Origin of the sequence: Sneathiella aquimaris, assembly GCF_026409565.1 — a bacterium.
In the GTDB taxonomy this organism is placed as follows: Bacteria; Pseudomonadota; Alphaproteobacteria; order Sneathiellales; family Sneathiellaceae; genus Sneathiella; species Sneathiella aquimaris.
Window position 1 is genome coordinate 3,834,900 of the sequence record NZ_CP112881.1, and the last position, 18,158, is coordinate 3,853,057.

Below are 18,158 nucleotides of genomic sequence, written 5' to 3' on the forward strand. Positions count from 1 at the left end.
GATGGGTACGGGCCTTTTTTATTCTTCAGGAATGCTGATAATGCCTCTTATGCTACTTTGATCACCTGCAAAAATTCTGCTGATTGTTTTTTTAAAGACAGAACCGTCGCGTTCAACTGAGACGCGGCCGCATCCAGTTCATCGGCTGATTTCAATGTACTCGTCGCAGAGTCATAAACTTTACTGATATTAACCGCGACTTCATTGGTGCCCTGGGAGGCTTCCTGAATATTCCGACTGATTTCAAGGGTTGCCGAGGTTTGCTCTTCAGTAGCAGACGCGATCGACGACGTGATTTCATTCAGCTGCAGGATCGAATCTGCAATTTTCTGGACGGCCAAAACCGTACTTTCTGTACTGCCCTGAATGGATTGAACCTGCTGATCAACTTCACCCGTTGCGTTGGTGGTCTGCTGGGCAAGGCTTTTTACCTCAGAGGCCACAACCGCAAATCCTTTACCCGCTTCGCCGGCTCTTGCCGCTTCAATCGTGGCGTTCAGGGCCAGCAGGTTTGTTTGATCTGCAATGTCTTTGATCAGGCCAACCGTCATGCCAATATTTTCAGACGCGCCCTTTAATTGCTGGATGGTTTCCGAAGTTAAGGTTGCATCTTCTGATGCAGAAGAGGTTCTCGTCGAAGAAGCGGCCACCTGCCGGGCAATTTCCTGCACAGAAGCGGAAAGTTGTTCAGACGCGGCACTCACTGTCTGCACATTAACGGTCGCTTCTTCCGCCGCGGCGGCCACGGTTGAGGCAAGATTTTGATTTTCCGTTGCATATTCTTTCAGTTGCAAAGATGTACTCGCGACCTGAGAAACGGTCGCGCTTAAGATCTGAACAACTTCACCAATACTTTGCTCAAAGGCGTCACTCAGGTCATTCCGCTGGCGAATTTTATCGGCGTTCATTTGCTGCATGGTTTCAATCGTGGAATTCATCTGTCGGGCGCCATCGCCAAAACGACCCCGCATACCGGTATCCAGAAACCTGCGATAATAAATCCCGGCTGTCGCCGCAGAAAGGGAGGCCGTTGATTCCCGAATAAACGAATCCGTGAGATCAAGGGTCTGATTAAAACCGGCGAGAGTTGGCGACAGGTCACCATGACAATCCCAGTCAATAATCCTGGCTTCCATATCCCCGCGCTGCACCCGCTCAGTAACCTCCTGCAAGGACGCAAAGGCTGCTTTATAGGCCTCCAGTTCCGCTTTCAACAGGTCGATAGAAGAAGCCTCAGCTGTTTTTTCGTCAGTCTTTTCTTTTCCGCCAAATAATCCAAACATTCAGGCCACCATCTTCCAGACAAATTCATCATAATTTTCTGCCGCTGCCTGAACTTTGGCATTCAAAAATTCATACCCCGCGTCCGCTGCCGCTTTCGGGTTTGTATGCTTGTTTTCTTCTGCGAGGGCGTCTGCATATAACTTCGAAATTTCCCGAACCATTGCCGTATCCGGTGCCCGTCTGTTGGAATGATAACCAATGACGGCCCCTTCTGCATTCCAGGATGGCGTGACATGCGCAATAACCCAGTAAAATTTCCCGGTAGCAGACATATTTTTCACATAGGCGAAAATTTCTTTTTCCTGATGCAGGGTTTCCCATAGAAGCTTGAACACGCTTCTTGGCATATCCGGATGGCGGATAATATTATGTGGCTTACCGATCACATCGGCTGTTTTCATTTCCGCAACCCGGCAAAAGACATCGTTCGCATAGGTTATCCGGCCTTTCAAGTCCGTTTTGGACACAATGATTTCATCAGGCGAAAATTTAATTTCCGTATCAACAGGGGTGATGTGCATGGAAGCCTCAGGGATGTACGTGTTACGCAGGTATTTGGGTTCTCGATTAGGCGTTCTAACGTACAAATAATTAAAAAAGGAATAACTTAGACACGCACATGTTAAATTAGTTCTTTTTGTGTATTTTTTTTATTTTTTTTCTAAGACTATAGATATATAGCATGATAGTATATCATCAGGTAATTTCTATGGGTCCGGCAAGGGGGCAAAGGCTTATAAAATCCTTATCGTTTTGTGAAGCACTTTTTGATACCCTATTACTTCTTAAAGTGCCTTCTAGGTAGTATGGAGTAGTTTGTTGATCGTAGGCCTTGTTAAAGAAGTAACTCTGTTATTAACCCTTGCACTCATCCACAAGTATATCATCAGAGAATTACAAGATCGATCAAACCTGATCCTGCCTGCGCTTGGTCTCCTGTTCGGCTTAATCAGCATTATTGGTATGATGGTGCCTTTCGAAGTCGCTCCCGGCATTTTTTTTGATGGTCGGACAATCATCCTTGCCCTCAGTGGTTTATTCGGTGGCTATATCGGCGGTACCATTGCCATGGTTATGGCCGGTGGATACCGACTATGGCTTGGCGGCGACGGCGCAATGGTTGGGGTCCTTTCCATTATAATCGCAACCGGGTGCGGATGTGCGTTACGTGTTTATGTGCACGGAAAAACCGAAAAAGTGACAGTCTGGATGCTTCTTGGGCTGGGTTTTGTTGTCCATCTGGGACTGATCAGCCTCTTTCCGTTGCTGCATGCAGAAAGCTTCGAAAACATCATTGCAGATCTTTCGATCGCTATTCTGATTGTGTATCCCCCCAGCGTTGCTTTCCTGGGCCTACTGTTTTTGGACAACTATCGACGGCTGGAAGTTGAAAGAGAACTGACAAGCAAGCAGGCGGTTATCGACGCCCATTCCATCTTCAGTGAAACCAATGCAAATGGCATCATTACTAAGACTAATCCGCTGTTCTGCGAAATATCGGGCTATACCAAAGAAGAACTGGTAGGTCAGGATCACCGGATCCTGAATTCAAAAGTGCACCCACCTGAATTTTTTGAAGATATGTGGCGCACCATTTCACGTGGTGACATCTGGAAAGGCGATATTTGCAATCGCTCCAAAAACGGAAATATATACTGGGTGAAGTCAACAATCGTTCCTGTTCTGGACCAGGATGGAAAGATCGCACGCTTTGTGTCCATGCGAACCGACATAACCGAAGACCAACTTAGCCAGCAACAATTGCGGCATGCCAACCTTCGCGCAAAAGAGGCAAATCAGGCGAAATTGATGTTTCTGGCATCCATGAGCCACGAACTCAGAACGCCCCTAAACGCCATCATCGGTTTTTCAGACATGATGCGCAAAAGGATCTGGGGGCCCATGGATAACAAACATTACGAAAGCTATGTGGAAGACATTTATCAAAGCGGTGAAAGTCTTCTGAGTATGGTCAATGATGTTCTGGATATCTCTAAGTATGAAGCAACCGGATATCAGTTTTCCCTGGAAAATTATGACGTTGTGGAACACTCCGCGCGCATTGCCAGGCGGTTCGAAAATATGAACGATAACAAGGAAATCAAGATTACAGTTGAAAAAGGTCCTGATTTTCCAAACTGCATTTATTCCGACAAAACTATCCTGACGCAAATTCTGAACAACCTGATTTCAAATGCGCTGCGCTTTGTGCCAAACGAAAATGGTTGGATCAACATTCACTGGAATGTCACCGACAACAAAGAAATCATTTTAACCGTAACGGATAATGGCCCCGGTATTCCAGAAGAAGTCCTCAAACGCATTGGAGAGCCGTTCATTCTTCAAAATACAGACTATACAGCAAAGAACAAAACCTCAGGAACTGGCCTGGGCCTTTATATCTGCAAATCCCTGATTGAAACCCGTGGCGGTAAACTGGAAATAGAAAGCAGCAAAAATAATGGAACCTGTGCCAAGATCAGAATCCCACTGACACTGTGCCAGTCTTCGTCACAACAAATTTATGAAAATCTTGAATCTGTTGCCTCTTAAGGTCCGGGGTAATCCGGCTCACCCATCCTTTAAACCCCGCGAAACCGTGCTGGCCTTTTATCCATGAAAGCCTGTCCCCCTTCAGTGGCATCAAATCCGGTTTTCAAATCCATATTGACCGCGAGCTCTGCGCGGAACCGTGCTTCATATTCAGCGTCCTGCTGATCGTCCACCAATGACCGGGCCGCAACAAGGGCCCGTGTAGGCCCGGCGGCCAATCTATGAGCAAGCAAACGGGTTTCCCTCATAAGGTCTTCCGGTTCAAACTGTGCGGCAATCAATCCCCATTTTTCCGCCTGATCCGCCGAGATCGGATCGTTTGTCATCATGTATTGAAGCGCCCGATGCCGCCCGATCACCTTGGGTAACAAATATGTCGATCCTAAATCGGGGCTGAGGCCGATCCGGCTAAAAATCTGGATAAAACGGGCCGTACGCGCGGCAAGGATAATGTCGCCCGTTAAAGCTAATGAAAAACCGCCGCCTGCTGCGACCCCGTTAACCGCCATAATAACAGGAACCCGACAGGTTCGAATGGCCTGAAACGCTTTAAAATAACATTCCATAATCTGGTGGATAATATCGTCCCCTTTGGGGCGATCTTTCAAATCCTGCCCTGAACAAAAACCGCGACCCGATCCCGTGATCACCAGCGCCCGAATGTCGGGCGTGTTTTTGATCATCGCCAGAACATCCAGCACCTCATCCATCATCTGGAAGGTCAATGCATTTAAACTGTCTGGTTTGTTTAACGACAAGATCAGAACACTCTCATCCTGTTGCACCGATATCGCCTGATAGTCCGGCATCTGTCCCCTCCTCTTCGTGTTTGTTAGCCCATCTGGCCGGTTTAGGTGCACGTGGGTTCTTCATTTCCCTCGCGCTCAAAGCCCACTTCGCGCAAAATTTCTTCCGTATGCTCTCCCAATAAGGGGGGGAGGCGCCGGATCGATGACGGCGTCCCTGAAAAGCGGATCGGCGGATCCGTCATTCGAATACGCCCTTCTGTGGGATGATCCTCGAATTTCCAGAAATCCGATGCCTTCAACTGTTCATCCTCCAACAACGCCTCTTTGGTCAACACCGGCTGAACAGGAATATTCGCCTCCCGCAGCAAAGCCACCCATTCGTCGCTGGATCGGGTCGCAACGATTTCTTCTAAAAATCCATAGATTTCCTCGGAATGCTGAACCCGGGATGCCAGATTGGAAAATCGGGGATCCGCTTGCAAATCTTCGCGTCCGGCGATCTTGAACATGGCGCGCCAGTTATCATCCGTATACGGCAAAACTGCCAGATATCCGTCTGTTGTCGCATAGGGTTTGCGCATGGTATTCAGTAACCGGGCGTATCCCATCTGATCAATCGGTGGATCAAAGACAGCACCGAACAGATGCTCGACCATCACAAAATCCACCAGACTTTCAAACATCGGCACTTCAATCTCTTGACCGCCCGCGCCTCTTTCCCGCGCAAACAGAGCCGCCAGAATTGCCGACACCACATTAAAGGCGGTTGTCTTGTCGGCCATGACTGTTGGGACATAGCGAGGTTGATCCGAGGTTATCGTCTGAAGATCCGCAAGCCCGCTGGCGGCCTGGATAATATCGTCATAGGCCGGATCGTTAGCCTTGGGCCCGTCTTTACGAAACCCATAAGTTGCACAGTAAATCAGGTTGGGAAATCGGTCGCGAAACTCTGAATAGTCCAGCTTCAGTTTTTCCATCACCCTGGGCCGGAAATTATGAACAAGAACATCGGCTGTTTCGACAATCCTGAACAGGGCCTGCCGGTCCTCGGGGGAAGTTAAATCAAGAACAACGCTGCGTTTATTTCGATTTGCCGACAGGAATAAGGGTCCCATTGTCGGCGTTTTTCGGGGACCTGTATGCCGCGTTGTGTCACCAGAAGGGGTTTCGATCTTTATAACATCGGCCCCCATATCCCCCAGCATCTGAGTTGCCCATGGGCCCAGAACAACGGTTGTCAGATCAATGATGCGAATACCATCAAGGGATCCCGCCATTTTACACTCTCCCTGTTAAGACTGCGTTTTCGCCATTATTTTCTGCACGAGATCCAGAACATTCCGCGCCTGTTTCAAATGCGGCATATCAAGCATTTTTCCGTTCAAGCCCACTGTTCCTAAACCCGGATTTTCTTCAAATACCCGGATCACATTTTGGGCATGCTCGATTTCTTCATCCGTCGGGGTAAAGGCATCATTGATAATGGCGGTTTGATCCGGATGGATCGCGGCCTTACCAATGAAACCAGACCGCCGATCGCGCAAACATTCTGCTTCCAGCCCCGCTAAATCCCGGAAATTGACATACACAACGCCCACGGGCTGCGCATCGATCGCTCTGGCGGTGGCAAGGCACATGGATTTTGCATACAGAAACACATCATCATATTCGCCGGTCACTGGATGCCGATTATCACTGGCGCCCAATGCAGCGGACAGGTCTTCACCGCCCCAGGTCAACGCCACAAGCCGATCCGTCACATTTTCCAGATAAGTATGGAAGGTCAACAAAGAGGCGGCGGTTTCAGTCGCGACAGACAGGATTTTTGTGCTGCCGACAGCCAGTCCTTCCCGCACTTCCAGAATTTTCAGATATGAGGCAAGAAGGTTGAGGTCAGCCGCAGAATTTACTTTCGGCAAAACAATGCCGTCTGGTGCGCCCGGCATCACCGACGCAAGGTCTTCCAATGAAAACGCGTGATCAAGTGGATTGATCCTAACCCAGAGTTGCTGCTTTCGGTCCGTTTCCTGTTTCAAAAACGTGGCTGTCAGATCCCGCGCAAGTGCCTGGCGATCATCGGACACGGAGTCTTCCAGATCCAGAATAAGGGCATCGGCCGGGTTTCCCCGACCTTTTGTCATTTTCTTTTCACTGTCCCCTGGGACAAAAAGCCATGATCGTATCATTCTGCAGGCCTCTTTTTCATCAAACCGGTGCGCACAACATAGGTGATTTCTTCATCACGCTGATTGTAGCCAATATGCTCGAACGTCACGATGCCCTCGTTGGGGCGGGACTTGCTTTCGCGCTTGTCCTTGATCCGGGTAACAACGCGGATAGTGTCTCCATGAAATACCGGATTTTTAAACCGGATGTCGCCCATCCCCAAATTACCAAGGGTCGTTCCCAAGGTTGTATCGGCCACAGTCACACCGATCACAAGGCCCAGCGTGAACAGGCTATTGACGATACGTTGTCCATACATGGTTTGTTTGGAATATTCCTCGTCCAGATGCAGCGGTTGTGGGTTATGCGTCATTGCGCAAAACATGATGTTGTCCATCTCGGTCACGGTGCGGGTCAACGCATGATGAAATTCCTGACCAACGGAAAACTCTTCATAATATAAACCTGACATTGTAGTCCTCTCTGTTTTCGTTTTTTGTTCTTATTCTTCGCTTTTGAACGTGTTAGAGCGTGTTTGTAACACCCGCTTTTTCGAAAGTTTTAATACGCTCCGGCGAATATCCTAACTCACTTAAAACCTCCCGACTATGCTCTCCAAGCTGCGGCGCATGACGGGTGGGGGCGGGCTGAGTTTCAGACCAATGAGCCGGCACCCGCATATCCAGAAGCTGACCTTCAGTCGGATGCTCAACATTATAAAAGAAGTCTACGTCCTTCAAATGAGGGTCCTGCAAAAGACTATCTGGGGTATGAAGTGGCATGGCTGGAATATCAGCCTGATCAAATAAAGCCAGCCAATCCGCTGTTGTCCGGGTTTTCAACAGATCCGCCAATTCTTTCAGAATGGCCGAAATATTCTCGGTGCGAGTCGACATATTTTTCAGCCTTGGATCTTTAATCAGATCATCTTCCCGACCCAGCGCTTTATAAAAGGAAGCCCAATGTCGATCCGTATAGACCATCACGCAAACATACCCGTCCAGTGTCTGATAGGGACGTCTGTCTGGTGACATCATTCGCTTGTAACCAACCTCACCGATGGGTGGCTCGAAGGTTTTGCCTGCCAGGTGATCCGACAGGACAAAACTTGTCATCATCTCAAACATTGGCAAGTCGATCTGCTGCCCGCGCCCCGTTTTCAATTGATGAAACAAGGCGGCGTTGATCTGACCAACAGCCCACAAGCCAACGCCCCGGTCGACAATCGCCGTTGGGGCGTAAGTCGGCTCGCGGCCGTCAGCCATATGTTGCAGCCAGGGGATGGAAACCGCCCCTTGAATCAGATCGTCAAAGGCCGGTTTTTTTTCGTAAGTGCCCCCCTGACCATAGCCAAATAAACCCGCATAGATCAGACGTGGATTAATTTTTTTCACGGTTTCATAGGACAGATTTAACCGCGCCATAACCTGAGGGCGGCGGTTATACACCAGGACATCCGCGTCCTTGAGCATTTCAATCAGAATGTCATACCCATCCTGCGTTTTCAGATCCAGAACCACACTGCGTTTACTGCGATTGCAGTTCAGATAGATCGCCCCCATTCCCTGATGGCGATAAGGGGTAATACCGCGAACGGGATCCCCCGTTGGCGGTTCGACTTTTATAACATCTGCGCCCAGATCACCCAGTATCTGCGTTGCATAAGGCGCCATTAGCATATTGGAAAGGTCAATGACCTTCACGCCGTCGAGCGGTTTCATAATGGTCTCCTCAGGTTGGCCGGAAAACAGGTAACGCATGCCCGCTTTCAGTGCTATGAAACGTAACCTCGACCGTCTGATTGACGGAAAGCCTATCTGCATCGCAATCCACGATATTTGTGAGCATACTGACCCCTTCTTCAAGGGTCACATAGGCGATCACGTAGGGCGTTTTTGCACGGCGCATGACCGAATAACTATAAATCCTGCCCCGGCCTTTTGCAGGCACCCATTCCGTATCACTGCTTTGACAATGCGGACAAATCGCGCGTGGGAAGAAATGGATTTTTTTGCATTCCCGGCACCGCTTCAAAACAAGACGCCCTTCTTTTGCCGCGGCCCAATAGGCTTCATTTTCCATGTTCATGCTTGGGTCAGAATAAACCCGATCTGAAATCATCATGCGTCATTCCTTCCCATAATCAGGGTTGCACTACCGGCCCGTTGTGAAATCTGCCCACCTGTGCCATGGGCGAGCGCCAAAGTACAATCCGGCACCTGAACCTTTGGATGGGCTTCACCGCGCAATTGGCGCACGGCTTCAATCACTTTGGTCATGCCGCCCCGGTTGCCCGGATGGTTGTTACACAATCCGCCGCCATCCGTATTGAACGGTAATCTGCCAATCCCCGAAATTAAGGCGCCATCAGAGACAAACTTGCCGCCCTCTCCCTTTGCACAGAAGCCAAGATCCTCAAGGGTTTCCAGAACTGTGATGGTAAAGCTGTCATAGATCGACACATAATCGATGTCCGCCGGTGTCACGCCTGCTTCTTCAAAGGCACTGGGACCGGACTTAACCGCCCCGGTATAGGTTAGATCAATTTGACCCGCATTCAGATGCTTGATCGCCTCTCCCTGCCCCAGAATCTTGACTGACCGGTGACCGAGTGATTTCGCTATTTCTGGCGATACAACAACAAGCGCGCCGCCGCCGTCACTGATCACACAGCAATCCAGACGGTGCAGCGGATCCGCGACCAACGGCGAGTTTACGACATCTTCAACCGTCACCACATCGCGCAGCATGGCATTTTCATTATGCTGTGCATGATGGGATGCGGCGACCTTGATCCAGGCCAGTTGTTCACTCGTCGTGCCATATTCATACATATGACGCATGGCGGACATGGCATACAGATTGGTAACTGCGGGGCCATACGGTAATTCAAATCCCCGTTCCGGCGCATCATTACCGGTATCTCTGGCGGCAAGCGCCGTCAGGCCTTCCGCACGGGGACGACCTGCAAGGGTGATCAGGGCGACCTTACATTTACCCGCCGCGATCGCCCGCATGGCATGCCCCACATGCACCAAATAAGACGAGCCACCGGTTTCCGTGGTGTCCGTATAGGAAAGATCAAGGCCCATATATTCGGCCATTATCATGCCGCCAAGGCCCGGAACGCTGCCATCACAGAAATAGCCATCCACGTCCTGCATGGTCAATCCGGCGTCCTTCAGGGCACCAATGGCAACTTCAGTGTGAAGTTGCATAAGGGTCTTATCGACCGCCTTACGCGTGGGGTGCTCATACACCCCCGCGATATAGGCTTTGACATTTCTACTCATGAAATTCCTCTCTTCTTTTGATTATTATGAGGGTCTCAAGGCTTAGTAGGATTTTGGTAGATCCAGCGCATTTTCTGCCAAATAGTTCAAAATCATCTGAGGGCTGATCGGTGCGAGCCGGTGAATGAGACATTCCCGCAAATACCGTTCCACGTGGAATTCCTTGGCATAGCCCATGCCACCATGAGTCATGACTGCATTCGTGCAGGATTTAAACGCCGCTTCCGCCGCCAAGTATTTAGCCGCGTTCGCCTGTAATCCACATTCTTCTTTATTGTCGTACATTCGCGCGGCCGTGAAGGCCATCAGGTTCGCCGCTTCCAGTTCCGCCCAGGATTCTGCAAGGGGATGCTGGATAGACTGGTTCTGACCAATCGGGCGCCCGAAAACAACCCGCTCCCGCGCATATTTCGCGCCTTTGTTAAGCGCTGCTCGGCCAAGCCCCACCATGGACGCCGCAATCAGGATCCGCTCCGCGTTCAACCCATGCAGCAAATACCGGAACCCTTTGCCTTCTTCACCGATCAAGTCGGATTTTGGAACAGGCAGATCATCAATGAACATCTCATTTGAATCAACGCATTTACGGCCCATTTTTTCGATCGGGCGAATATCTACATACTCCCGGTTCAGGTCGGTATAAAATAAGGACAAACCATCGATGGGCCGCTTTGTTTCAGATTCAGGTTTTGTCCGGGCAATCAGCAACATTTTGTTGGCCTGAAGTGCCGTCGACGTCCAGATTTTCTCGCCGTTGACAATGTAGTGGTCCCCTTTCAGGGTTGCCTTTGTCTTGAGGCGGGTAGTGTCCAGACCCGTATTCGGTTCAGTGACCGCAAAACAGGCAACGTCCTCACGCTTGATAATGGGGGGAAGCCATTTTTTCTTCTGCTCGTCCGAACCGAAAACAACAACCGGGTTCAAGCCGAAAATACCGATAATCAAGGCTGCAAAGCCTGCGTTGGCAGCCCCCGATTCCGTGATCGCCTGCGCCAGAACAGCCGCATCCGCAATCCCCAGCCCGCTTCCGCCATATTCTTCGGGCATAGCAATGCCCATGAAGCCTTCGTCAACAATCGCGCGGCAGAAATCTTCCGGGAATTTTCCGTCCGTATCCCGCGCCAGCCAATAGTCATCGTCAAACTTCTGGCACAGCCGCAACACACTTTCCCTGATCTGATCCTGTTCAGGCGTTAGTACAACACTCATTCCATATATCCTTATTTTTAATTTCAAACCCGGGCTTAAACGCCGATTGTATAACCACCATTAACAGACAGATGCTGACCGGTGATGTAACTGGCCGCTGGGGACAGAAGGAAACACACTGGACGAGACACTTCTTCAGGATCTGAAAACCGCCCCATCGGTACTTGCGACATCACGCCATCACGAAATTTGTCGGAGCGAATGGTTTCCGTCATTTCGGTTTCAACAACCCCAAAACAGATGGAATTAACCCGAACCTGTTTTGCCGCCCATTCGCGGGCGGCGCTCATGGTCAGACCAAGAACGCCGGATTTTGCTGCGCCATAGTTGATCTGTCCCATTGTTCCGCGCCGTCCGGCATCAGAAGAGATATTAACAATCGAAGCAGGCGCCGTATCGCCATCTTTTGCCCGCTCCATCATGTGACGGCCAACAGCCTGAAGGCAGTAGAACGCCCCCGACAGGTTCACGTCGATAACTTCCTGCCATGTCTGAACCGGCATTTTGACAGCCATCGCCGCCCGGACAATCCCGGCATTATTTACCAGACCGTGAACAGCACCATTGTTGCTGACGGCATCGCTCACCATGGATTGAACGAAGGCAGGTTCTGCCACTGATCCAACATGAACTTCGGTTTTATCCTGTCCCAGATCGTTGGATAACGCTTCCAGTTTATCACGCTGCATGTCCACCATGATGGCTTTACCGCCCAGACCGACAACCAGCCGTGAAACCGCTTCACCGATCCCTTGCGCGGCTCCTGTCACGATCACATTGTGACCTTCAAGGTTCATCGGATTTTCCATTTTTAACTCCTGTTCTTTGTTATGATTTATTTATTGAGCTATTGTCTATTTGTACGAATATCAGACAACTATTCCAATATTCAAACAAAAAATATGAATTACTGCAACTTTTATAAGTCTGTTCGGATAACAGAAAAAAACCACGGGAACCGGCACTTCAGCAGGGGTTCTGGTTCGAATATGCGAAGAAAAAAGGCCCGGCGATTTACGCCGGGCCTTTGGTGATTCACCATTTGGAATTTGGCAGGAACAGCGACAATATCGGGAATATCACAATCAAGCCAAAGACCAGCAAATCAACCACCAGAAAATTCACAACGCCCCTGAAAATCGAATGCACCGGTAAAAGCTTTCCGACGACACCACTGATCACAAAGACATTAAGACCAACTGGCGGGGTAATCAGACCAATCTCAAGCAGTTTGATGACAACCACACCGAACCAGATCAGGTCCAGACCCATTCCTTCAACCAAGGGAACGACAAAAGGCAATGTCAAAAGCATAATACCAAGGGGGTCAAGGAACATGCCCATCACCAGATACAGTGCCACAATCAACAGCAGAATACCCCAATCGGCCATCTGGAAATATTCGATCAGGCTCAGAACCTCGCGGGTCAGACCGGTTAAAGAAACAAACGCCACGAACATTTTTGCACTGACCGCAATGAAGAAGATGGATGCACTCTGTATGGCTGTATCCTTCATTGCGACAATAAACTTCTGCCAGGTCAGTTTACTACTGACGACACCGTAAATAATGGCAAAAACCATACAGACAGCTGCAGCCTCAGTCGCCGTAAATATCCCGCTATAGATGCCGCCGATGATGGTCAGGAACAGCATCAATGCAGGCCATGCCTTAGCCGTTGCCCGCAACCTGTCCCGCAGGGAATAAGTCTCTTCTGATACGGGACCTTCTTCCGGTTTGAACCAGCACCAGATATAAATAACCAACATAAAACCCAACAAGGACAGTATGCCCGGCACCACCCCCGCTAAAAACAGTTTACTGACCGATGTCTCGGTAAAAAGCCCATACATGATAAACAGTACACTGGGCGGGATAAGCGACCCAAGGGTTCCGCCTACCGCGATGGTGGAAGTGGCCAGCGTTTTTCCATAACCGAAGCGCAACATTTCAGGGATGCAAATTCGGCCCATGGCGGATGCACAGGCCAGACTGGACCCTGTAATCGCAGAGAAACCGCCACATCCGATCACTGATGCCATGGCCAACCCGCCAGGAAGGCGCGACAACCAGACACGAACGGCGTAATAGATCTCAGTTGTGATCTCGGAATGATACGCGATATGCCCCAAGGCAATAAAAAGCGGCACCATACTCAACGGGTAGGAATGCAGGAATTCAAACACATTGGATGAAATCAAGGCCAATGTTGGATAAAGCGCACGGGCAAAAGTAAATTCGTCGCCGCTTTTAAAACCAAAATACAGAAAGGTACAGGAGATCGCCAGTCCCGCCATGGCAAAACCAATGGGAACTCGAAGCGCAATCAGAACCAGCGCGATCGGAAACCCGATCATCCCGATCAAGGAAGCATCCATTATACGCCTCCTTCAGTCGTTTGATGATCATCTGCCGGCAGACCTTTAACCGCATCCAGGAAATCCGTCCCGACCAAAGCAATTAAACGAAGAATAAACAACAGATATCCCAACGCAAAAACAGCCCGGCCCGGCCATTCCGGCAATTCCAGATCCCCAAAAAAATAGGCTTCGTCTTCCAGTGTACCCATCAACTCGACCACCCCACCGTAAAGAATAGGGCTTAGGGCGACAACGCCGATAACAACACTGAATAAGTTCAGCCATGGCTGAACACGATCCGGAAAAAACGAGGTCAGCACCTCCACCATAATGTGGGAGCGCGTCGCCGTGACATATGCCAGCGGAAGAACAACAGCCGCAATCATCAATTCACGGACAATAATGGTTGAATCCGGAACAGACCAGCCAAACACTGCCCGGCTAACAACAGAAACAGTGATCAGCAATCCCATCAGCAGGATCGCCAAAACGGAGAGTGTTACGAAAACACTCTCCAGGCGGCCTAGAAATTTCGGGCCGGGAATGGACTGGGCCTCATTTACCGTGTCCATGGATAGCCTCGGGTTTTCCGCTCTTCATCATATTTACGCAAAAGCGCCTGATAATCCCGGATCAACTGCTCGCCATCGATACCAAGATCCTTGGATTTGGCTTTCCAGTCATCAAGATAGGCATTGCTCGCAGAAATCAGCTTGGCGCGTTCTTTTTCAGGCAGGAAATTGACGTTGGACTTAATTCCGTCGATCCCCTTTTCCAGATCACTCAATGCTTTGGCATTTTCGCTGGATATGGTTTTCGTATAATGATCGATCATATCGATTGAAAGCGTTTCCAGAACTTTCTTATGCTCATCAGAAAGGGCTTCCCACGTGTCCTTGTTCATTGAAACGGACAATGCCATCAGCGCGCCCCAGTTCAGAACGGTCACTTCTTTGGCGACTTCATACATTTTGAACGAAGGGATCGCGTAAGAATAGGTTTGTGTGCAGTCGATCAGCCCGGTATCAAGCGCTTGATACGCCTTGTAAATAGACACGCGGACAGGCGTTGCACCCAGATCCTTGAACACCTTGCCATAAACACCAATGCCGCGAACTTTTTTGCCTTTGATATCATCGATTGAATTCACCGGTGTATCTTTACACACCAACTGAATTTCGGTGGATGTCATATTGACGATATGTTTCAGGTTCAACGCGTCGAACTCTTTTTGCATATCCTTGTTCGTTGCGACCAGCTCCTGCATGGCCCGGGTCAGAACCCATGGGTCGGAATAATCGGTTGGATAGTCCCCTAACGTGTAAGCATGTTGTAATTTAGGATTATACAAACCAATTAAAAAACCCATATCAGCGGCACCCGCACCAACACCTTTCGCCGCGGCTTTCGCTTTTAGCAGACTTCCGCCCCAATGCATTTCCATGGTCAATTCGCCATTGGTTCGCTTGTTTAACTCATCAGCAAACCAGATGACCGCTTCAGCACGCGCACCCCGGTTTGAACTGCCATCCGTATATGTCAGGACCTGTTTTGCTGCCACTGGTGCTGCCAGTCCGGCAAAAAGAACACCTGTTGCAAGAAGCTTCACTCCCTTTTGATAAATTTTCATTTCCTCACCCCTGTTTTTATTGGTTTTTTCTGTCAAATATTCGGCCAACGGCTGTAATTCGCCGTCTTCCGAATGGCTTTCCGCCGTTGACAAACTGTTCAACAGGGAAAGTGGTTTACATGTAATATTCCCTGTTCAGCCCTCCTCCGTATGTCCAAGCAATCGTGATATGGCGTTCGCTGACGCTATGGCTGCGTCTTTGAAACGCTCCGTCTCGCGCAAGGCGCGTGAAATCGGCACTTCAATGGTCAGTGCGGCGACTAAATCACCATCTGAATTGAAAATGGGGGCTGCAAACCCGCCCGCATCATGGGAGTAGTCCCCCAGCGTAATCGAAATTCCATCTGTCCGGATTTTGGTTAGCAATGCTTCCATATCATCAGGCTCAGTGATTGTTTTCTCGGTCACAGGGACCAATTTGACCTCTTTGAAATATTCGTTACGAAATTCTTTACTTTGATGGGCCAGGAATAATCGGCCGCAAGCATTTGCATACAGGGGACGGCGGGTGCCAACGGTCACTGCAAAGCGCACGGCTTTTGGCGATTCAATGCAATCAATATAGGTTGCATGGCGCATGTCAGAATCCAGAACCGCCAGCAAAACTGTCTCTTCACAGGCTTCCATGGTTTTCTTTAAATAAGGCTGGGCCACCTGACGGATCGACCGTCCTGCCAGAATTTTTGCGGACAAGGTATAGGCTTCCGGACCTAACGTATAAAGAGCGCCTTCCCGTTCCAGAAACATTTGTTCTGTAAGGGCTTTCAGGGTTGACGACAGCGAGCTTTTTGGAACGTCCAGCCGGCCCGAGATATCGGACAGGTTAAGACCGCGTGTTTCTTCTGCCAGTAACCGCAATAAGGCAAACGCACGAGGTAAGACCATCGGTCCTTCAGATTTGGTTCTTGTGTTCACAAACACATCCTCCGTTAAGTGTTCAGATATACGTAATCTGTTCCTTCTAGCGTTAAATTGCGGTCAACTTCCACAAGATTGAAACAACTGAACACGTTTTTTACCAACCTTTTGCCACGCCAACCTTCAGTAGCCTTTATACTGAGGCTGTCGTTTTTCAGTGAACGAGGTAATCCCTTCCAGCCAGTCCTGCGTGGCAGCACACCGACCCCAATTTTTCGCCTCTAGCGACAGTTGCATGGGCAGGCTGTTGGCATGAGAGGCATACATCAGTTCTTTTATGCATCCGTAGCCAGTGGTCGGTCCGTTCGCCAGCGTCTGCGCAAGGGTCTCTGTTCGTTTCTGTAGGTCCTCAGTGGGCACAACCCAGTTCACCAATCCCAGATCCTTAGCCGCCTCTGCTTTTATGATTTCAGGCATAAGCGATATTTCCATGGCTTTTCGCAGACCCACGAGCCGTGGAAGGTAATAAGAGCCCGAACCATCCGGACTGGCACCAATGGCTGCATAGGAAAATTTGAAGAACGCATTATCCGCCGCAATCGCCAGATCACAAGCCATCATAAAAGACATCCCCGCGCCAACAGCGCCGCCTTCCACACTGGCAATCACCGGTTTTGGCATCCGCTGCAAGGCGAGCAGCATTGGCTGCAACGCCGCGACACGATGCTCAAAATAAATGGCTCGTTCTTTGGCCGTCATTTCCTTGAAATCAGCAAAACCTTTAACATCACCGCCGGCCATGAAATGCCCGCCGGCCCCCTTCAGAACAACACAGCGAATTTGCGGGTCCTGCTCGACATCACCAATGGCGTCGAACATTGCCTGACGCATATCCAGTGACATGGCATTACGAACCTTTGGGCGGTTCATCACCAATTCGGCGACACCCTCATGCTTGGTTAAGAGTAAATGATCGGTCATCTGCTTTTCTTCTCGTATCATTCATTGCATTGGTTAAGAGGCGCGCTTAAGTGTCAAACGACCGCGGTCCAGCACCACTTCATCCCGGTCTTCCACCACCACCCGAAACTGAAATTCCTGACCTTCTTTCCAAATGTCGGTGCGCACCGTGTCGCCTGGAAAAACCGGCTTGCTAAACCGACAGGACATCCCGGCGAAATTTTGTGGATCACCGCCTGCGCATTCGTTCAGCAGGACATAACCGGCTAATCCCATTGTGCATAAACCATGCAAAATCGGTCGGTCATATCCGGCCTTCGCAGCAATTGGCGGTGAAATATGGATGGGGTTGTAATCCCCGCTTAAGCGATAAATCAGCGCGGCCCTTGGGTCAATCTGGCGAACATGCGAGGCATCCGCCGGCCGGGAAGGAACAGGTTGAAGGTCCGGCGGCGTCGTCCCGGCATCGCCGCATCCACCATCTCCCCGGCAGAAAACACCGGAAATCACTCGACAATATTCCTCGTCACTTCTGGCATTTTTCAGAATTTTCTCATAATACAGAATACAGCCTTTTTCCGGGCCTTTATCCTTCACGCCCAGAACCTGATAACTGGCCTTGATATCGCCGTTGGCAGGTAATGGCTTGGACAGGGCCAAATATTGTTCTGCATGCAGTATTTTGACCCAGTCAATGTTCAAGTCAGGGTCCTGTAACCAAAAACCGGGATGAGCCAGGACCATTCCCAAAGTGGGCAACGCTTCCATTCCATCTTCATACAGGTAAGTCAAATCCTGTTCGTCGGTTGGATTTTGCCCCAGATTAATGCCCAAAGCATACAAAGCGCTGTCTTTGGAAGAGAACGAGATTTCATTGCTTTTAATTTGATAATTCAGGACTTTTTCTAAGTTCATTTCCCGTGCCCATTTATCGAAGAGACCTTCCTGAAATCGAAGGCCGAGATGTCAATTTTGATCGAGGAAAAAAGGGTGAGTGTAGCGCTACACTCCACTCACCTAGATCAGCAACGCCCGAATAATCCGTTCGTCGCACCCCCGTATATTTTTTATTATCGGGTTCGCATTACCGAACCT

At 49.8% G+C, this 18,158-nt stretch carries 18 protein-coding genes; 1 reads left to right on the forward strand and 17 read right to left on the reverse strand.

Annotated features, from left to right (window positions below; all coding sequences use genetic code 11):
• Nucleotides 1-47: 47 nt before the first annotated feature.
• Both OIR97_RS18165 and OIR97_RS18170 read right to left on the reverse strand, forming a co-directional pair.
• A complete protein-coding gene (locus OIR97_RS18165; protein WP_169543612.1) occupies nucleotides 48-1,283 on the reverse strand; it encodes a methyl-accepting chemotaxis protein in 1,236 nt (411 codons plus the stop codon).
• Nucleotides 1,284-1,805 carry a PAS domain-containing protein gene (locus OIR97_RS18170; RefSeq protein WP_169543613.1) on the reverse strand — a complete coding sequence of 174 codons (522 nt, stop codon included), beginning with the start codon at nucleotides 1,803-1,805 and terminating at the stop codon, nucleotides 1,284-1,286.
• 298 nt (nucleotides 1,806-2,103) lie between these two features.
• On the opposite strand from OIR97_RS18170, the gene OIR97_RS18175 reads away from it, so the two are divergent.
• The gene (locus OIR97_RS18175) at nucleotides 2,104-3,837 is read left to right on the forward strand and encodes an ATP-binding protein (protein WP_169543614.1); all 1,734 of its coding nucleotides are present in this window, start codon (nucleotides 2,104-2,106) and stop codon (nucleotides 3,835-3,837) included.
• A gap of 29 nt (nucleotides 3,838-3,866) precedes the next feature.
• On the opposite strand, the gene OIR97_RS18180 is transcribed toward OIR97_RS18175, so the two are convergent.
• The 15 genes from OIR97_RS18180 to OIR97_RS18250 all read right to left on the reverse strand — a co-directional run bounded on the left by OIR97_RS18180 (nucleotide 3,867) and on the right by OIR97_RS18250 (nucleotide 17,978).
• Complete coding sequence (locus tag OIR97_RS18180; RefSeq protein WP_169543615.1) at nucleotides 3,867-4,646, reverse strand: enoyl-CoA hydratase/isomerase family protein; 780 nt, start codon at nucleotides 4,644-4,646, stop codon at nucleotides 3,867-3,869.
• 41 nt (nucleotides 4,647-4,687) lie between these two features.
• Nucleotides 4,688-5,863, reverse strand: coding sequence for a CaiB/BaiF CoA transferase family protein (locus OIR97_RS18185; RefSeq protein WP_169543616.1), 1,176 nt, complete (start codon nucleotides 5,861-5,863; stop codon nucleotides 4,688-4,690).
• A 15-nt stretch (nucleotides 5,864-5,878) separates the two neighbouring features.
• Nucleotides 5,879-6,772: an HpcH/HpaI aldolase/citrate lyase family protein gene (locus OIR97_RS18190; RefSeq protein ID WP_169543617.1), complete on the reverse strand. Its 894-nt coding sequence runs from the start codon at nucleotides 6,770-6,772 to the stop codon at nucleotides 5,879-5,881.
• Complete coding sequence (locus OIR97_RS18195) at nucleotides 6,769-7,224, reverse strand: MaoC family dehydratase (RefSeq protein ID WP_169543618.1); 456 nt, start codon at nucleotides 7,222-7,224, stop codon at nucleotides 6,769-6,771. Before OIR97_RS18195 ends, OIR97_RS18190 begins: the two co-directional genes overlap by 4 nt.
• Nucleotides 7,225-7,276: 52 nt before the next feature.
• Nucleotides 7,277-8,473 carry a CaiB/BaiF CoA transferase family protein gene (locus OIR97_RS18200; RefSeq protein ID WP_169543619.1) on the reverse strand — a complete coding sequence of 399 codons (1,197 nt, stop codon included), beginning with the start codon at nucleotides 8,471-8,473 and terminating at the stop codon, nucleotides 7,277-7,279.
• A gap of 10 nt (nucleotides 8,474-8,483) precedes the next feature.
• Nucleotides 8,484-8,876 carry a Zn-ribbon domain-containing OB-fold protein gene (locus tag OIR97_RS18205; protein ID WP_219821600.1) on the reverse strand — a complete coding sequence of 131 codons (393 nt, stop codon included), beginning with the start codon at nucleotides 8,874-8,876 and terminating at the stop codon, nucleotides 8,484-8,486.
• Nucleotides 8,873-10,045: a thiolase domain-containing protein gene (locus OIR97_RS18210; protein WP_169543620.1), complete on the reverse strand. Its 1,173-nt coding sequence runs from the start codon at nucleotides 10,043-10,045 to the stop codon at nucleotides 8,873-8,875. The genes OIR97_RS18205 and OIR97_RS18210 overlap by 4 nt, the downstream gene beginning before the upstream one ends.
• 42 nt (nucleotides 10,046-10,087) lie before the next feature.
• Nucleotides 10,088-11,254 (reverse strand): acyl-CoA dehydrogenase family protein, encoded by a 1,167-nt coding sequence (locus OIR97_RS18215; protein WP_169543621.1) that lies wholly within the window; start codon nucleotides 11,252-11,254, stop codon nucleotides 10,088-10,090.
• A 35-nt stretch (nucleotides 11,255-11,289) separates the two neighbouring features.
• A complete protein-coding gene (locus OIR97_RS18220; protein WP_169543622.1) occupies nucleotides 11,290-12,063 on the reverse strand; it encodes an SDR family NAD(P)-dependent oxidoreductase in 774 nt (257 codons plus the stop codon).
• 226 nt (nucleotides 12,064-12,289) lie between these two features.
• Nucleotides 12,290-13,633 (reverse strand): TRAP transporter large permease, encoded by a 1,344-nt coding sequence (locus tag OIR97_RS18225; protein WP_169543623.1) that lies wholly within the window; start codon nucleotides 13,631-13,633, stop codon nucleotides 12,290-12,292.
• Nucleotides 13,633-14,187, reverse strand: a complete 555-nt coding sequence (locus OIR97_RS18230) for a TRAP transporter small permease (protein WP_169543624.1) — start codon at nucleotides 14,185-14,187, stop codon at nucleotides 13,633-13,635. Before OIR97_RS18230 ends, OIR97_RS18225 begins: the two co-directional genes overlap by 1 nt.
• On the reverse strand, nucleotides 14,175-15,245 hold the full coding sequence (locus OIR97_RS18235) for a C4-dicarboxylate TRAP transporter substrate-binding protein (protein ID WP_169543625.1): 1,071 nt from the start codon (nucleotides 15,243-15,245) through the stop codon (nucleotides 14,175-14,177). The genes OIR97_RS18230 and OIR97_RS18235 overlap by 13 nt, the downstream gene beginning before the upstream one ends.
• Before the next feature lie 135 nt (nucleotides 15,246-15,380).
• On the reverse strand, nucleotides 15,381-16,160 hold the full coding sequence (locus tag OIR97_RS18240) for an IclR family transcriptional regulator (RefSeq protein WP_169543626.1): 780 nt from the start codon (nucleotides 16,158-16,160) through the stop codon (nucleotides 15,381-15,383).
• Nucleotides 16,161-16,286: 126 nt separating this feature from the next.
• Nucleotides 16,287-17,084 (reverse strand): enoyl-CoA hydratase/isomerase family protein, encoded by a 798-nt coding sequence (locus OIR97_RS18245; RefSeq protein ID WP_169543627.1) that lies wholly within the window; start codon nucleotides 17,082-17,084, stop codon nucleotides 16,287-16,289.
• A gap of 33 nt (nucleotides 17,085-17,117) precedes the next feature.
• On the reverse strand, nucleotides 17,118-17,978 hold the full coding sequence (locus OIR97_RS18250) for a MaoC/PaaZ C-terminal domain-containing protein (protein WP_169543628.1): 861 nt from the start codon (nucleotides 17,976-17,978) through the stop codon (nucleotides 17,118-17,120).
• Nucleotides 17,979-18,158: the final 180 nt, after the last annotated feature.

What these genes read in the sequence shown, in the direction of transcription:
- OIR97_RS18210 (WP_169543620.1), bottom strand. Translation starts at nt 10,045, where the DNA reads ATGAGTAGAAATGTCAAAGCCTATATCGCGGGGGTGTATGAGCACCCC.
- OIR97_RS18180 (WP_169543615.1), bottom strand. Translation starts at nt 4,646, where the DNA reads ATGCCGGACTATCAGGCGATATCGGTGCAACAGGATGAGAGTGTTCTG.
- OIR97_RS18170 (WP_169543613.1), bottom strand. Translation starts at nt 1,805, where the DNA reads ATGCACATCACCCCTGTTGATACGGAAATTAAATTTTCGCCTGATGAA.
- OIR97_RS18205 (WP_219821600.1), bottom strand. Translation starts at nt 8,876, where the DNA reads ATGATGATTTCAGATCGGGTTTATTCTGACCCAAGCATGAACATGGAA.
- OIR97_RS18185 (WP_169543616.1), bottom strand. Translation starts at nt 5,863, where the DNA reads ATGGCGGGATCCCTTGATGGTATTCGCATCATTGATCTGACAACCGTT.
- OIR97_RS18195 (WP_169543618.1), bottom strand. Translation starts at nt 7,224, where the DNA reads ATGTCAGGTTTATATTATGAAGAGTTTTCCGTTGGTCAGGAATTTCAT.
- OIR97_RS18245 (WP_169543627.1), bottom strand. Translation starts at nt 17,084, where the DNA reads ATGACCGATCATTTACTCTTAACCAAGCATGAGGGTGTCGCCGAATTG.
- OIR97_RS18200 (WP_169543619.1), bottom strand. Translation starts at nt 8,473, where the DNA reads ATGAAACCGCTCGACGGCGTGAAGGTCATTGACCTTTCCAATATGCTA.
- OIR97_RS18190 (WP_169543617.1), bottom strand. Translation starts at nt 6,772, where the DNA reads ATGATACGATCATGGCTTTTTGTCCCAGGGGACAGTGAAAAGAAAATG.
- OIR97_RS18250 (WP_169543628.1), bottom strand. Translation starts at nt 17,978, where the DNA reads ATGAACTTAGAAAAAGTCCTGAATTATCAAATTAAAAGCAATGAAATC.
- OIR97_RS18165 (WP_169543612.1), bottom strand. Translation starts at nt 1,283, where the DNA reads ATGTTTGGATTATTTGGCGGAAAAGAAAAGACTGACGAAAAAACAGCT.
- OIR97_RS18215 (WP_169543621.1), bottom strand. Translation starts at nt 11,254, where the DNA reads ATGAGTGTTGTACTAACGCCTGAACAGGATCAGATCAGGGAAAGTGTG.
- OIR97_RS18225 (WP_169543623.1), bottom strand. Translation starts at nt 13,633, where the DNA reads ATGGATGCTTCCTTGATCGGGATGATCGGGTTTCCGATCGCGCTGGTT.
- OIR97_RS18235 (WP_169543625.1), bottom strand. Translation starts at nt 15,245, where the DNA reads ATGAAAATTTATCAAAAGGGAGTGAAGCTTCTTGCAACAGGTGTTCTT.
- OIR97_RS18230 (WP_169543624.1), bottom strand. Translation starts at nt 14,187, where the DNA reads ATGGACACGGTAAATGAGGCCCAGTCCATTCCCGGCCCGAAATTTCTA.
- OIR97_RS18220 (WP_169543622.1), bottom strand. Translation starts at nt 12,063, where the DNA reads ATGGAAAATCCGATGAACCTTGAAGGTCACAATGTGATCGTGACAGGA.